Origin of the sequence: Photobacterium sp. J15, from assembly GCF_963870815.1 — a bacterium.
Classification (GTDB): Bacteria; Pseudomonadota; Gammaproteobacteria; order Enterobacterales; family Vibrionaceae; genus Photobacterium; species Photobacterium marinum.
The window spans coordinates 335,633-350,051 of record NZ_CAWMUI010000002.1; the positions used below are offsets into that span (position 1 = coordinate 335,633).

At 45.1% G+C, this 14,419-nt stretch carries 12 protein-coding genes and 1 tRNA gene; 10 read left to right on the forward strand and 3 right to left on the reverse strand.

Features of this window, described 5'->3' with window-relative positions:
- The first annotated feature begins 34 nt into the window (after positions 1 to 34).
- Both AACQ93_RS18375 and AACQ93_RS18380 read left to right on the forward strand, forming a co-directional pair.
- Positions 35 to 111: transfer RNA gene (locus tag AACQ93_RS18375), tRNA-Asp, on the forward strand.
- A 205-nt stretch (positions 112 to 316) separates the two neighbouring features.
- Positions 317 to 1,513, forward strand: a complete 1,197-nt coding sequence (locus AACQ93_RS18380) for an RtcB family protein (protein WP_064607576.1) — start codon at positions 317 to 319, stop codon at positions 1,511 to 1,513.
- Between the two features lie 92 nt (positions 1,514 to 1,605).
- On the opposite strand, the gene AACQ93_RS18385 is transcribed toward AACQ93_RS18380, so the two are convergent.
- Positions 1,606 to 2,601: an alpha/beta hydrolase gene (locus AACQ93_RS18385; RefSeq protein WP_064607579.1), complete on the reverse strand. Its 996-nt coding sequence runs from the start codon at positions 2,599 to 2,601 to the stop codon at positions 1,606 to 1,608.
- A gap of 320 nt (positions 2,602 to 2,921) precedes the next feature.
- Here AACQ93_RS18385 and AACQ93_RS18390 point away from each other — a divergent pair, with 320 nt between their 5' ends.
- The 8 genes from AACQ93_RS18390 (at position 2,922) to AACQ93_RS18420 (ending at position 12,779) form a co-directional block, all read left to right on the forward strand.
- A complete protein-coding gene (locus AACQ93_RS18390; RefSeq protein WP_064607582.1) occupies positions 2,922 to 3,410 on the forward strand; it encodes a hypothetical protein in 489 nt (162 codons plus the stop codon).
- 99 nt (positions 3,411 to 3,509) lie between these two features.
- Positions 3,510 to 4,922 (forward strand): TolC family protein, encoded by a 1,413-nt coding sequence (locus AACQ93_RS18395; RefSeq protein WP_198160263.1) that lies wholly within the window; start codon positions 3,510 to 3,512, stop codon positions 4,920 to 4,922.
- Between the two features lie 9 nt (positions 4,923 to 4,931).
- Positions 4,932 to 6,671: an efflux RND transporter periplasmic adaptor subunit gene (locus AACQ93_RS18400; protein WP_064607587.1), complete on the forward strand. Its 1,740-nt coding sequence runs from the start codon at positions 4,932 to 4,934 to the stop codon at positions 6,669 to 6,671.
- Positions 6,668 to 9,796 carry an efflux RND transporter permease subunit gene (locus tag AACQ93_RS18405; protein ID WP_064607590.1) on the forward strand — a complete coding sequence of 1,043 codons (3,129 nt, stop codon included), beginning with the start codon at positions 6,668 to 6,670 and terminating at the stop codon, positions 9,794 to 9,796. The genes AACQ93_RS18400 and AACQ93_RS18405 overlap by 4 nt, the downstream gene beginning before the upstream one ends.
- A gap of 96 nt (positions 9,797 to 9,892) precedes the next feature.
- Positions 9,893 to 10,411, forward strand: a complete 519-nt coding sequence (copI, locus tag AACQ93_RS18410; protein ID WP_064607593.1) for a copper-resistant cuproprotein CopI — start codon at positions 9,893 to 9,895, stop codon at positions 10,409 to 10,411.
- A gap of 547 nt (positions 10,412 to 10,958) precedes the next feature.
- On the forward strand, positions 10,959 to 11,204 hold the full coding sequence (locus AACQ93_RS25490; protein WP_445323158.1) for a DUF6980 family protein: 246 nt from the start codon (positions 10,959 to 10,961) through the stop codon (positions 11,202 to 11,204).
- The gene (locus tag AACQ93_RS18415; protein ID WP_064607595.1) at positions 11,170 to 11,391 is read left to right on the forward strand and encodes a hypothetical protein; all 222 of its coding nucleotides are present in this window, start codon (positions 11,170 to 11,172) and stop codon (positions 11,389 to 11,391) included. The genes AACQ93_RS25490 and AACQ93_RS18415 overlap by 35 nt, the downstream gene beginning before the upstream one ends.
- 368 nt (positions 11,392 to 11,759) lie before the next feature.
- Entirely contained in the window at positions 11,760 to 12,779 is a 1,020-nt protein-coding gene (locus AACQ93_RS18420) for a phosphatidylinositol-specific phospholipase C (RefSeq protein ID WP_084419313.1), read from the forward strand.
- A gap of 432 nt (positions 12,780 to 13,211) precedes the next feature.
- Here AACQ93_RS18420 and AACQ93_RS18425 read toward each other — a convergent pair whose 3' ends face one another.
- Positions 13,212 to 13,409, reverse strand: a complete 198-nt coding sequence (locus AACQ93_RS18425) for a hypothetical protein (protein ID WP_064607596.1) — start codon at positions 13,407 to 13,409, stop codon at positions 13,212 to 13,214.
- A 126-nt stretch (positions 13,410 to 13,535) separates the two neighbouring features.
- On the reverse strand, positions 13,536 to 14,042 hold the full coding sequence (locus tag AACQ93_RS18430; protein ID WP_064607599.1) for a GNAT family N-acetyltransferase: 507 nt from the start codon (positions 14,040 to 14,042) through the stop codon (positions 13,536 to 13,538).
- Between the last annotated feature and the right edge of the window lie 377 nt (positions 14,043 to 14,419).

Genomic DNA, 14,419 nt, shown 5'->3' on the forward strand with positions numbered 1-14,419 from the left:
GAAGTTGGGCGCAAGCCGGGCTTCATACAGAATTGGAGCGGTAGTTCAGTTGGTTAGAATACCGGCCTGTCACGCCGGGGGTCGCGGGTTCGAGTCCCGTCCGCTCCGCCACTGATTAAAGCCCTTGTCGAAAGACAAGGGCTTTTTCGTATGTGTTAACTCTGTGTCTGTCCTGCGGACTGATGAGTCCCGCAGGAAGGCCTGTCTGTCGTGCGACCTCAGTGGAGCGCCATCCGGCCGTACCGCCACTGATTAAAGCCTCTTCAACAACTATACTCAGTAGTTAGCCGCTGTAATTGATTCGCGGAGGCAGTTTGTGCCCGTTCTGACTGAGTATCCTCAAACTAAGCAGCAGCCACATCCGGTAAAAGTCTGGACTGATGATATTGATGAGCAGACCGCCGAACAGCTCAGGCGAACGGCATCATTACCTTTTATTTTTCACCATGTTGCAGGGATGCCGGATGTACACCTTGGCAAAGGTGCGACAATTGGTAGTGTTATTGCCACCGTGAAAGCTATCATTCCGGCCGCCGTAGGGGTTGATATTGGCTGTGGGATTAATGCTGTTCGTTTGTCACTTGATGCTTCGCAACTACCAGACAATTTGAGGAAGATCCGCTATGCCATAGAAGATGTCATCCCCTTGGGGCCTGGGCAGGAGCACAGTGTTGCTAAAATCCGGGGAGACTCTCCGTTAGCCAAAAGGCTAAATAAAATTTATCAGGCCAATCCTGGCCTGAAAAAAATGGTTAAACCTGATCGCTGGGTTTATCAGGCTGGCACACTTGGTGGCGGAAATCACTTTTTTGAGTTGTGTCTGGATGAGTCGGATAATTTGTGGGTTATGTTGCACTCTGGCAGCCGTGGGATTGGTAATGCGATCGGACGTTATTTTATATCCCAGGCCAAACAGGATATGGAAAGGCACCACATTCACCTTCCGGATAAAGATTTGGCTTATTTTCAGGAAGGATCGAAAAATTATCACGGCTACATCGAGGGGGTTGAATGGGCACAGGAGTATGCCCGAATGAATCGTGAATTGATGATGAAGGCCGCGCTTGAGGTATTAGTGGACTATTTGCCTTCGTTTGAAATAACTCAGGAAGCGATTAACTGTCATCACAATTATATTGAGCGGGAAATGCACTTTGGGCAGGAAGTCTGGTTAACCCGCAAAGGTGCAATTCGGGCTATGAAAGGAGATTTAGGGGTGATCCCCGGCAGTATGGGTGCCAGTTCTTTTATTGTTCGTGGTCTGGGAAATCCCGAGTCATTCTTTAGTTGCAGCCATGGTGCCGGGCGACGACTTTCCCGCACTCAGGCGAAGAAACAATATACGGTGAAAGATCTGATTGCGCAGACTTCCGGGGTTGAATGTCGCAAGGACAGAGGTGTGCTGGATGAATTACCTAAGGCATACAAAGACATCAATAAGGTTATGCAAAATCAGAATGATCTTGTCGAAGTTGTCCACACCTTACGGCAGATCGTAAATATTAAGGGATGAATGTGGTGGAACTCTTTTTATTTTGTTGCTTGGGTATTATGTCTATTTGAAAAAGGGGATGAACGCATCCCCATTGTTGATCAACCCAATTCTTACCTATTGCCATTACGTAAAGAATAGAGTCGGCTGCCTATCCCCTGTCCTTCATATTTACCCTGATCAAAATCTCTCAGGTAGTGGTAGTTCAAGAGGTGGCCCGGTCCGCTTTTTTCGTAGACTTTACCTGAAGTCTTATTCACATTTTTTAGTACGCCTACTTCCGCGACGTAATCTCTGTCGTTGGCAAAGTGTTCTGTAAAGGGGACTTTTGTCGATTGGCTTTTGGTCAAGGATGAAGGGTATTCATCATGCGCTGATGCAAAAGTGTATATTTCTAGATGCTTCAGCAGGGAGTTGCAACGTGGATCATGAATCAGCATTTTGACCACATTTGAAATAATAATCCCACCTTGGGAGTGAGCAATGACGACAACTTTGTGTCTTTTCTTTTCATACTCACTGGAATTTGCAGTTCTTTTTGCGATTTTGAGCAGTTCGCACTTAATGTGAATCTTTGCTGATCTGGCAATAGATGTCGGGGTATTGAAGTTTCTGCCTTTGGTGACTTCAATCAAATCACGTGCAAACCCGTTGGTTGGATTATGGAGCGGTGTGATAGGGCGTTTGAATATTTTGTTGAGCATTTGCGCATTGACCCTGGCCATATCCTCATTGGTGCCGATCCCATTCAAAAAAAACCACTTTTCATTAGGCGTATGGTCAATTGTTTCGTTTACTGTTGGTAGTGCTTTGATTTTTCTATTGTTCCTAAGCGGGGTGATATCAACAAAGAAGCTTAGGATCGCTTGGTAATAACGAAACCTGCTGGGGTAGTATTTCTTGCTCAATTCACTGTCATCTGCACCAAATGATTCTAGAGGGTTATCACCCAGCACTTTAGCCAGAGAGCCGAGTTCCTCCAGATCGGTTAACAGGTTTTGAACTAACTGCTCGGGCATCGGCCCTCGGTAATCAAAAATGGATAAAGCTTTGTCTAATCCATTCCACCACAGCAGTTTTGCGACGCTCTTTCCAAGGGTTAACACCATGATTTTTCACCTTTTTGTTATTAACTACCAATGTCCTTTTGAATGCAGTCATCAGCATCAGTGGTGCAAAAAACTTCAATGTAATTCAGGAGGTTAATGGTTCCTTTAGTGCAGTTATGAGCATATATCTAAGTTTCAACAGTTTTTTGAAAATAGTTAATAAAAATGGAGAAACCTGTGTCATTGGTGAGATTTTGACGATAAAAAAAGACAAATTGATTATTTGTGAGCTAAGTAATAGATAGTCATTTGTAAATTAGTTTGACCTTACCCTTGGGGGAAGCTTTAACTTAAAGTTCTGTTTTTCTGAAAGGCCTGCTATGCGCTTATCTCCTGTTCGCACAATCTGGATCTCCGTTATCAGCATTTTCGCTATGCTGATGTCCGGCTTTGTTGCCAGCGCGCCTCTGATGACCTTTCAGATGCTGAGCGACAGCTATGCTGTGGCTCAGACTCAGGCGTCCCAAGCTCAGGACAAGACACTGTCGGTACATGTGAAATCTTCAAGTGGAAGTTCTGGTTCGGCAGTCATTCATTGCGGGGGGCTGATGTTACAGGACAAGGCACATGCGATGCACGATTTAGCAATGCCAGAATCAGTAGCACCAGAGCAAACACCAGTTAACTGTGATTCAGAACAGAGTACGCCCCATACTTGTTGTTCAGCAAGTTGCGCCACTGTAATTGCGTTTCTGCCACCTATAAACACAACCATTTCAAATCAGACTCAGCCTGTTCTCATTCCGATTGAGAAGCAGGGTGCGATCATTGAACGATCTCAATCCCTTTATCGCCCTCCGATAGCTTAAATCCAACTTCTGTTTATTTGATTTACAGCACCTTTGCGTGTTGTGAACTGTGGTTTTTGTCTGAGTTCAGACATATACAGATTGGATTTAATTGTGAATATCAAACCAGGTTTATTAGCACTTGCTGTTAGTGCTTCGACTATGGTTGCGACGCCGCTATTTGCTGCCTCCCACTTAGAGGGAAATAAGGTTGGTCAAAGTCTGAATGTCGCAGCTACGTCAGAATTCTTAACAAGAACAGACCCTTTAACACGCCTTATCGAGCAGGCGTTAAATAATGATGCCTCCCGCAGGCAGTTTTTCGCCCAATCTCAGGCGATGCGAGAAACCGGGATAGCTAGCTCAACGCTGATGGATCCAAAACTGAAAGTCGGCTTTGGCGGTTTGCCGGTCGATAGCCTGAGATTTGACGAAGATCCAATGACCAATATTTCTGTTGGTTTAATGCAGCAGTTTGAGCGGGGGGACACGCTTAACCTGCAAAAGAAGAAAGCTAATCAACAGGCTGATGGAATTGCGTTGCGAATCGCCGCGCGTGAATTGGAAATTGCAAACAGCATGACTCTATTCTGGTTGGAATTGGGCTATCAGCAGAAAGCAGAACAAGTGCTGCGTGAGAATCGACGCCTGATGAAAGAGATGGAAAATTTCCTTCAGACCAACTATTCCATCGGCAAGAACGAAGCGCAGGATCTGTTGAATGCACAGCTTCAGGTCAGCAAGTTGGATGAAAAGCTGCAGGCCAACGCACAGGTTCAGCGGCGTATTATTTCTCAGCTATCAGAATGGTTGGGCGCAGACTGGATAGCGTCCGGACAGCACATTCAGGCCAGCAATCAGCTTAACTGGACGCTACTGGATAGCAAACTTCAGAATGCTTCCTCTACTCAGCATTACTCACTACTGAACCTCCATCCAATGGTGAAAATCGCGGATAGCGCCATTTCGGTATCTCAAACTCAGGTAGAGATCGCCGAACAGGCTTATACGCCGCAGTTTGGCGTAGAGGTGATGTACGGCTACCGTCAGGCAAACAATATGAAAGGCGAACCTGCATCAGATCTGGTGAGTGCTTTTGTGACGATGGATATCCCGTTGTTCACCGGTAACCGTCAGGACAGAAACCATGCCGCGGCCCAGTATCAGGTTGGGGCGGCCAAATCTCAGAAAGATGTTTTGCTTGCACAGATGAATGCCAAAGTGAACGCCTTGCTGGTTGATAAAAGCAATCTGGAACAGCGTCTGCAACGCTATCAGAACACCTTGCTTGAACAGTCTAGGGCGCGCACTAAAGCCGTTGAGCGGGGATACCAGAATAACACTGCGCAGTTTAATGACGTGATTAATGCCGCCAGCGATGAGCTCAGCCTCGAGCTTGAGCAACAGCGTTTGATTACTGATTTGAATATCGTCAAAAGCAATCTGGCAGCCTTGCTGGGTGGCTTTGAATACAGTGCGGTATCACCAGATGCTTCAACGCTGACTAATAACCAAAACTCATCTGCAAGGTAAGAGAACACAATGAAAACATTACAAGTAGCCACGATTGCTTTGCTGGTGGGCGGTGCAATCGGATTTGGAGCCAATCAATACCTCAACCTTCATACTATGTCGGTAACGTCTGAGACGGAGTCTGCGCAGCAGGCGAATGAACCTCTTTACTGGGTGGCACCGATGGACCCGAATTATAAGCGTGATAAGCCGGGTAAGTCGCCGATGGGGATGGATTTGATCCCGGTTTATGCCGAAGACCTGGCTGGTTCTGATGACAAACCCGGTACGGTGAAAATCGATCCGGCAGTAGAGAACAACCTTGGTGTAAAAACTGCGCCTGTTGAGTGGACGAAGCTGGAGCCCCGCATTGAAACCGTTGGCTATATTGCTTTTGACGAAAGCCAGTTATGGCAAACCAACGTCCGTGTTGCGGGGTGGGTTGAGAAGCTGCTTATCAATGCCGTCGGTGAAAAAGTAAAGAAGGGCGATGTTCTGTTTACTCTTTATTCACCGGATTTGGTTAAAGCACAGGAAGAGTTGCTTAATGCGTATCGTACCGGACGTAACGGATTGGTAAAGGGGGCAACGGAGAGGCTGATCTCGCTTGGTGTCGATCGTCAGCAAATCAAACGCATCGTTAAGCGTGGCCGGGCTTCGCAGTCGATTGAAGTAAAAGCGGTTGCTGACGGTGTTATCGCCAGCCTGAATATTCGTGAAGGCGGTTATCTGTCTCCGGCTCAGGCGGTGATTAGTGCCGGGCCGTTAAATGAAGTCTGGGTTGATGCAGAAGTTTTTGAGCGCCAGGCCCACTGGGTAAAAGCTGGCAGCAGTGCTTCCATGACGTTGGACGCGATCCCCGGAAAAGAATGGCAGGGTGAAGTAGATTATGTCTACCCGATCCTGGACCCGAAAACCCGTACCCTGCGGGTTCGCTTGAAGTTCGCGAACCCTGAAGCTGAACTCAAGCCGAATATGTTTGCCAACATCGCCTTGCAGCCCGTCAGTGAACTGGCGGTGCTGACTGTGCCTAAAGCCTCGGTGATCCGCTCCGGTGGCATGACACGTGTTGTGCTTGCCGAAGGGGACGGTAAATTCCGCTCAGCACGTATCGAGGTTGGCCGTGAAGCGGGCGATAAGATTGAGGTACTCCAAGGACTTACCGATCAGGAGCGTGTTGTTACCTCTGCACACTTTATGCTTGATTCTGAATCCAGCCAGACGGCGGATCTGTCCCGGATAAATTCATCTAATGATGAGGAGGCCGCATTGCAGGCAGCAATGGTTTGGGCCAAAGGTGAAATTACCGATGTCATGCTGGGGCACCGCATGTTGACCATCAACCATCAACCGGTTCCTGAATGGAGCTGGCCGGGTATGGTGATGAATTTTATTTTTGCTGACGATATGGAAATGGGAGATATACAAAAAGGTCAGGCGATCGAGTTTGAAATTCGTAAAACGGAATCCGGACAATATGAGATTGTCGATTACAAAGTTGATAACAACATGATCGCGACAGAAGTATGGGTAAACGGTGAAATTTCAATGCTGATGGCAGATTTTGGCATGATCACCCTTAACCATCAATCAGTTACTGAGTGGAATTGGGAACGTGGTGAGATGAATTTCTCAGTGGGAGATGATGTCGATTTGTCCGCTTTTGCTGAAGGGCAAAAGGTTCGTTGTCTGGTGGCGAAAGACGGCTCTGAGTATGTGCTCAAAAAGCTCAATGTTGTTGAGAATGAACAGGCGGGAGACGAGCAATGATTGGCGCTATTATCCGCTGGTCGATCAACAACCGTTTCCTGGTGTTGGTTGCGACCCTGTTCCTGACCCTGGGCGGTTTGTACAGCGTAACAAAGACCCCTGTCGATGCCTTGCCGGATCTGTCTGATGTTCAGGTGATCATCAAAACTTCCTATCCGGGACAGGCGCCTCAGGTGGTGGAAGATCAGGTTACCTATCCGCTTACCACTGCTATGCTGGCGGTGCCGGGGGCAGAAACCGTTCGCGGTTATTCATTCTTCGGTGATTCCTACGTTTATATCATTTTTAACGATGATACCGACATGTACTGGGCACGTTCGCGGGTGCTGGAGTATTTGAGCCAGGTGGCTCCTAACCTGCCGTCTGATGCTAAACCTACTCTAGGGCCTGATGCGACCGGGGTTGGCTGGATCTACAGTTATGTCTTGCAGGACAAAACGGGTCAGCATGATTTGGCAGAGCTGCGAAGCCTGCAGGACTGGTTCCTGAAGTATGAGCTGCAAACTGTCGATGGGGTGTCGGAAGTGGCGACTGTCGGTGGGATGGTGAAGCAGTATCAGGTGCAAATCGATCCGGCGAAACTGCGTGCTTATGACCTGACATTGCAACAGGTGAACAACGCGATAAAGAACGGTAATCAGGAGACCGGTGCTTCGGTGATTGAAGTGGCTGAAGCTGAGCATATGGTGCGTACCACTGGTTACCTGACCGGCATCAAAGACATTGAGTCCCTGCCTCTGAAAGTAACAGAAAGAGGTACGCCATTACTGTTGGGTGATATCGCCGACATTAACCTTGGCCCGCAGATGCGTCGTGGTATTTCTGAGTTCAATGGCGAAGGAGAGGCTGTCGGTGGCGTGATTGTGATGCGCTTTGGCGAGAACGCCAGCGAAGTGATTGATAACGTCAAAAACAAGCTGAAAGAGCTTCAGCGCAGTTTGCCAGATGGGGTAGAAATCGTTGCTACATACGACCGCTCAACCCTGATTAATGCCGCTGTCGAAAATCTATGGAGCAAATTGGCGGAAGAATTCATCGTTGTGGCGATAGTCTGTGCGCTGTTCCTGTTCCACATCCGTTCGTCACTGGTTATTGCACTCAGCCTACCGGTCGGCATCCTTGTTGCCTTTGTAGTAATGCACTGGCAGGGCATTAACGCCAATATCATGTCGCTCGGTGGGATAGCCATTGCTATCGGGGCCATGGTAGATGGTGCGATTGTCATGATAGAAAACGTCCACAAGCACATTGAACGTACGCCGCTTACTGATAAAAATCGCTGGCAGGTAATCGGTAAGGCGGCAGAGGAAGTCGGGGCTCCGCTGTTCTTCTCGCTGTTGATTATTACGCTTAGTTTTGTACCGGTATTCGCACTGGAAGGGCAGGAAGGCAAGATGTTCTCGCCGCTGGCCTTCACGAAAACCTACGCCATGGCAGCCGCTGCAGGTTTGGCGATCACTTTGGTTCCGGTGCTGATGGGGTACTTTATTCGCGGGAAAGTGCTGCCGGAACATAAAAACCCAGTGAACAAAGCTCTGGTCGCATTGTATCGTCCTCTGCTGAGCATCAGCTTGAAATATCCTAAAGCCATGATTGTAGTGGCGCTGGCCTTGATGGCATCGGCTTATTACCCGACTAGCAAACTGGGCAGCGAGTTCATTCCGCCGCTGGATGAAGGTGATTTGATGTACATGCCGACGACTTATCCCGGTATTTCGATCGGTAAGGCCCGTGAATTGTTGCAACAGACCAACAAGCTGATCAAAACCGTACCGGAAGTGGAAACCGTGTGGGGCAAAATCGGACGCGCGGAGACTGCTACCGATCCGGCTCCCCTAACCATGATTGAAACCGTGATCCAACTGAAACCACAGGATCAGTGGCGAGACGGTATAACCACAGAATCATTGCGGAAAGAGTTCGATGATTTAGTGCAGTTCCCCGGCTTAACCAATGCTTGGGTGATGCCAATTAAAACCCGTATCGACATGCTGGCAACCGGGATAAAAACGCCTATTGGCATCAAGATCGCAGGGCCTGACCTTAAGGAGATTGAGAAGATTGGGGCTGATCTGGAACCGATCCTCAGCCAGATCCCGGGTACAGCTTCTGTCTATGCCGAGCGTGTAGCTGGTGGGCGTTATGTCACTATTGATATCAAGCGTCGCGCTGCCGCACGTTATGGCCTTAGCATCAAGGATGTTCAGCAGGTTATCTCAACAGCAGTTGGTGGCATGACGGTAGGGGAAACCGTCGAAGGTCTGGAACGTTACCCGATTAATGTGCGCTACCCGCAGGATTATCGCGATTCGGTAGTTAAATTGCAGAATCTACCGCTGGTTACATCTGGTGGTGCGCGGATCGCGCTGGCTGATGTTGCGGATATTCGTTATGAAGACGGCCCGCCGATGATTAAAACAGAGAACGCGCGTCCGAATGGTTGGGTATTTGTAGATATTGATGGTCGGGATTTGGGCTCTTATGTTACAGAAGCACAGCAAATAGTCGCGGAGCAGTTGCAACTGCCGTCCGGCTATTCACTGGCATGGTCTGGTCAGTATGAATATATGGAGCGAGCAAAAGCGCGTCTAAGTGTTGTGGTGCCTATTACCATATCCATCATTATGCTGCTGCTTTACTTCAGTTTCCGCCGTGTTGGTGAAGTGCTGATTATTATGGCTACACTGCCATTGGCAATGGTCGGCGGCTTATGGCTGATGCATATCTTGGGCTATAACTTCTCGATTGCGGTTGGTGTTGGCTTTATTGCTCTTGCCGGTGTCGCTGTTGAAATTGGGGTGATCATGCTGGTTTATCTCAATCAGGCATGGCACGACAAAAAACACGAAGCGACCGAGAACCATTATGCTCTCAGCGCCGAAGACCTGAGTAACGCCATTCGTGAAGGTGCTGGTTTGCGTGTGCGCCCGGTCATGATGACGGTCCTGACGGTTATTATCGGCCTTATCCCGATCATGTATGGAGAGGGAACAGGTTCGGAAGTGATGCAGCGTATTGCCGCGCCGATGATTGGCGGCATGGCTTCGGCGTTGTTGCTCACCCTGTTGGTACTGCCAGCTATCTTCAAGCTGTGGAAACAAAAAGATATCGCTAGTCCTCTTTAACGTACGGCACCTCTTCTGGCTTGTATAAGAAGAGGTGACGCTACCCCAAAAACATAAATAGACCTTGAAAACAAACGTAATAACAAGGACCGGATAATGAAAAAAACATTGATTGCTGTGGCACTAACCCTGACGACTTCTGTAGCTATGGCTGGTGGTAATGATCATCATACTCACGCGCAACACGCAGATATGGATCATTCTAAAATGGATCACTCAGGTATGAGCATGGAAGGCATGTCGGCGGTGGGAATGCCTGCTAAGGGCGCAAAGCCAGATAAGGTTGTTCACGTCATTCTGAGTGACGACATGAAAATTACTTTTAAGAAAGAGCTGAACATTGAGCCAAATGATGTTGTTCAGTTTGTAGTGATGAACACTGGCAAGATCGATCACGAGTTTTCTATTGGTTCAGCAGAAGAACAGCTGAAGCACCGCGAAATGATGCGAAACATGCCAGCCGGTCATGCTCATGATAGCGGCAGCACAGTAACCGTTAAACCGGGGAAAGCAAAACAGTTATTGTGGCATTTCCATGGCGACAACAATGTCGAATTTGCTTGTAATATACCAGGGCACGCTGAAGCCGGGATGGTTAAGAAGATTAAGCTCTAATATAAATAAACAAAGCCACCTGTATTGGTCGGTGGCTTTAAACTTTCTTAGAAACAACCACATGTTGATATATTTGTGATAGTTGATCGTGATAATTTTGAACTGTCTAAGAAAAAATACTTATAAATTAGTGTGCTGTGGTTGTTTGGAAGGATATTAGTCCAAATACTCGCGCTTATGCGCCGGTTTGCGCTCAGTTTCTGCTAACGGTAAGCGCAGCTCATAATTATTTCAAATGTCATCACTGAACCATCGATTTTGATGGTGATGCTTCCCATTGGCTATTGCTCATATCTTTGTTTCATGACCATTTCGTATAATCAAGGCTTATTTGAATATAGCAAATTATAATGTTGCGTATGATTGCCTCATTGTAAAATAAGCATCTATGTATGCTGTTGTTTGTAGGTGATCAAATGACTATTCTAAATTTTTCCGAGAGTGGATTGCTTTATAGCACTTAAATTGTCGACTCTGATAGAGCCCCATGTGAATAATATGAATTTTATAGGGGTAAGTTCAAGTGGTATAGGTTAAAAATGATCTGTTGTTTGATGCTAGACAGGCTTTAAAAGAAAAAGTAATTAATTATAGCCTAAAGTTCCGGGAATACAGTATTTCTGTTCCAGATGGCGGGAGTTCATATATTACCATTAAACATTGTCCTTGGTGTGCATTCAGGGTTCCTTCATCTTTAAGAGATATGTGGTTTGATATCTTAGATGAAATGGGGTGTGTGCTTAAAATTAGGAGGGAATATGAACTTTCGAAAGTACTTTATTTTGGATTTTAAGTCTTATCTAGCCAATGGAATGATTTTGGGCTTTTTTACAGGTTTGATTGATGCCGTAATAGATGTTGCCCACTATATTAATATTGGGGCTAGTATTGGTACCGTGATTATGCCTGTTATTTATTTGCCATCTGATGCGATTAATTTTTTATTGATTTGTATGGTGACAGACATGGCCGCTGTATGAAAAATTTAAAGTTCCACCTGTTTATGATGAATCTGATGATGTTGATAGACAGTTATAAAATAGATGGTTTTAATTTTAGAGCACTATCAAAATACAGGTTGTAAATATGAGAGTCAAAGTTAAATGATTTGAAATTCTGCTTTATGCGGTACTTATGTTATCTATATTGTCTGCTTTTCGTGGGGGGATGGAATCATTTGACCTAAAGTGTTCTCATTTGTATTTACTTGTATCTTTAATGTCAAGCCATAACTTGTTGTTTTTAGCAATTTATTTTTGAAACAATGCCTCGTTTTTTGTGTTGCCCCCTAGTGGCAAAGCACCTAAATGCTACCCTGTTAACTTATTTAATACTTAGGTAATTATTGATGAATAAATTAAAGTTTTTATTATTTGCAGCGACGCTGTGCTCGTCCTTCCAATCCTTTGCTCATTATGACAATGGTTATTATCATGATTCAACTGACTTACCGTCTAAGAAAACTTGGATGAAAGGATTGAATGATAGTCTGCCAATTCGAAAGATTTCTATTCCTGGTACACATGATTCTGGTTCATTCTATGGTGGGGATGCAGTACAAACTCAGAGCCTAAGTATTAGCCAGCAGTTAAATGCTGGGGTGCGTTTCCTTGATGTCCGTTTGCGTCATATCGGAGATTCATTTTCTATCCATCATGGACCTGTATATCAGCACCAACGATTTGGCCATATTCTAAATGATGTTGCTGCGTTTCTTGCTGAAAACCCGTCAGAAACTGTCCTGATGCGCGTGAAAAAAGAGCATACTGAAGAAGGAAATACACGTCGTTTTGAAGACACATTCAACGATTATTACAATCGATATAGTAATATTATTTGGACCCCAACGTCTTGGCGGCCAACTTTGGGTGATACCCGGGGCAAAATAGTCTTTTTGCAAAACTTCGGTAGTGGAGGTTATCCAAATTTTGGCCTTTCATATAATAGCTTTGATATTCAAGATAAATATTCAGTAACGACCAATTGGGATCTATATTCAAAGTGGACGGCGGTAAAATCGCACCTAAATAAGGCCATTAATTCTGCAAATAATTATCACAGAGGCTTTATTAATTACCTTACTGCTTCTGGTGGTAGTTTTCCCTATTTTATCGCTAGCGGTCACTCTTCTCCGGGAACAGGGGCTCCGCGCTTGTTGACAGGACAAACAACGCCAGGATGGAAATATTCTTATCCTGACTTTCCTCGTGTTGGTTGTTTTATCGGTATTTGTTCAATAGTTTTTGAAGGAACAAATACACTAACTAAAAATTTTATAAATCAACATCCTTCAAGTTATGTTGGTATTGTAGTAGCTGATTTTCCTGGCACTGGTTTGATTGAATCTGTAATAAAGGCCAATTACTGATAGTTTGTATATCATTAAACGGTGGAAAATAAAAGTTGATTCAAAGGGCCAAAAATTTATTTGGCCCTTTGGATTGAAATGTTTGATTCCCACTCCTAAACTACCACCGATGGTGGTGGCGATTGTTTTTATGGTGTAGCTCTTCTGCTCTTTAAGGTTCCTATGTTCTTTGGTGATATCTCTCTTATTAGGTGGCTAATTTAACTATGCCACTTCAGTTGGTTGAAGTAGGATATAAACGGTTAAAATTGGTTTTAAATGAAAAATTAGAGTGTGTTTATTTAAGCAGATGAGACCTTTGAAATTTTATTGCAGGCTATTCAATGTTTTATTAATGAATAATGTTTAATCGATTAGCCCGCATATTCAAATTACGTATTTATCTGTTCAAAGTTAGATATTTGATCACGAAGATCTAATGGATTGGGTTTTTCAACGAATCCAGTTCATGAGCATTCCTTGTTTCCACATGGCTAGCCCCGAAAGTGTAAGTATAGGAACACCTCCCCACATAATGATGTTTTCAAAGATCAGATTTGAGCTCCAAGGGGAGTAAATATAACTTCCTACTAATGCAGTACTGATGAAGTGGATGACTCTCAATAATTTTCTTAAAGTTGTTCCTTTCATTTTTATCTCTTTGTTTATGGACGTGTTAACTGAAGATATTGAACTTCAGTGAGACTTATATGCCGTACACTATACAGATATTATTGTTTATTTTTTGCCAGATAAAATACTAGAGGTTGGCTGGAATTAGACTACTTTCTCCATACTAGGCGACCAGATTAATCCTAACATTGGAATACCGTCTTCTTCGTAGGGGTGAGTCGCTGTCATAAATCCGTATTGGCCGTAGAATGAAGCAAGGTGTGCTTGGGCGGATATGAATATCGACTTGTATGGCCATTTTTCTTTTGCTGTTTTAACACTGAAAGCCATTAGTTGATGGCCGAATCCTTGACCTCGGTATGTGTGATTGGTGACAACTCGTCCAATGGCAATATCGCAGGCATTGACCGGGATTTGATCATGAACTTCATGAGGATAACCAAGCCCTGGCGGTAAAATTCGGCTATAGGCGACTAGCTTATCATCATGATAGCCAAGCACATGAAGAGTATTGGAATCAGTGTCTTTGTTATCTAAATCACTATAAGGGCAATGTTGTTCTGTGATAAATACATCAACACGCAACTTAAGTATATCGTACAGTTCAAAAACCGTTAATGAAGCAAAATCAGTAACTTTCCAGTGCAGCATTCTTATTCTCCTTGTTGAATTGACAATAATGTAAGGCACTGGAAACATAAGATCATTTACAAATGTTAATGAACAGCGATTAATTTCTTCGTGATACGCTTACTTTAAATAACGAGGGGACGGTTATTATAAATAGAAGGAAGATTAAGTTACTTTCGCTTATCTAGTGCCAACTACCGAGCTCACTGCTCGCGCTACGCCAATCTGATGCATTCTTTCGTGACCACGTCCTGACGGTTTTTGGGGTAACCATCGGCTTTTGTGCCAGTGTAGAACTGCTAAGAAAGTATAACCTTTATACTCAAACCCAACCAAACCACACTGTGATTGTGTAGGTTTCGGCCCAGCTCAATCGTAACCCATCACCTTTGCAGATG

Bases quoted from the DNA above. Each gene is read 5' to 3' on its own strand.
- AACQ93_RS18385 (WP_064607579.1), bottom strand. From the start codon at position 2,601: ATGGTGTTAACCCTTGGAAAGAGCGTCGCAAAACTGCTGTGGTGGAAT.
- AACQ93_RS18390 (WP_064607582.1), top strand. From the start codon at position 2,922: ATGCGCTTATCTCCTGTTCGCACAATCTGGATCTCCGTTATCAGCATT.
- AACQ93_RS18400 (WP_064607587.1), top strand. From the start codon at position 4,932: ATGAAAACATTACAAGTAGCCACGATTGCTTTGCTGGTGGGCGGTGCA.
- AACQ93_RS18405 (WP_064607590.1), top strand. From the start codon at position 6,668: ATGATTGGCGCTATTATCCGCTGGTCGATCAACAACCGTTTCCTGGTG.
- copI (WP_064607593.1), top strand. From the start codon at position 9,893: ATGAAAAAAACATTGATTGCTGTGGCACTAACCCTGACGACTTCTGTA.
- AACQ93_RS18415 (WP_064607595.1), top strand. From the start codon at position 11,170: ATGAACTTTCGAAAGTACTTTATTTTGGATTTTAAGTCTTATCTAGCC.
- AACQ93_RS18420 (WP_084419313.1), top strand. From the start codon at position 11,760: ATGAATAAATTAAAGTTTTTATTATTTGCAGCGACGCTGTGCTCGTCC.
- AACQ93_RS18425 (WP_064607596.1), bottom strand. From the start codon at position 13,409: ATGAAAGGAACAACTTTAAGAAAATTATTGAGAGTCATCCACTTCATC.
- AACQ93_RS18430 (WP_064607599.1), bottom strand. From the start codon at position 14,042: ATGCTGCACTGGAAAGTTACTGATTTTGCTTCATTAACGGTTTTTGAA.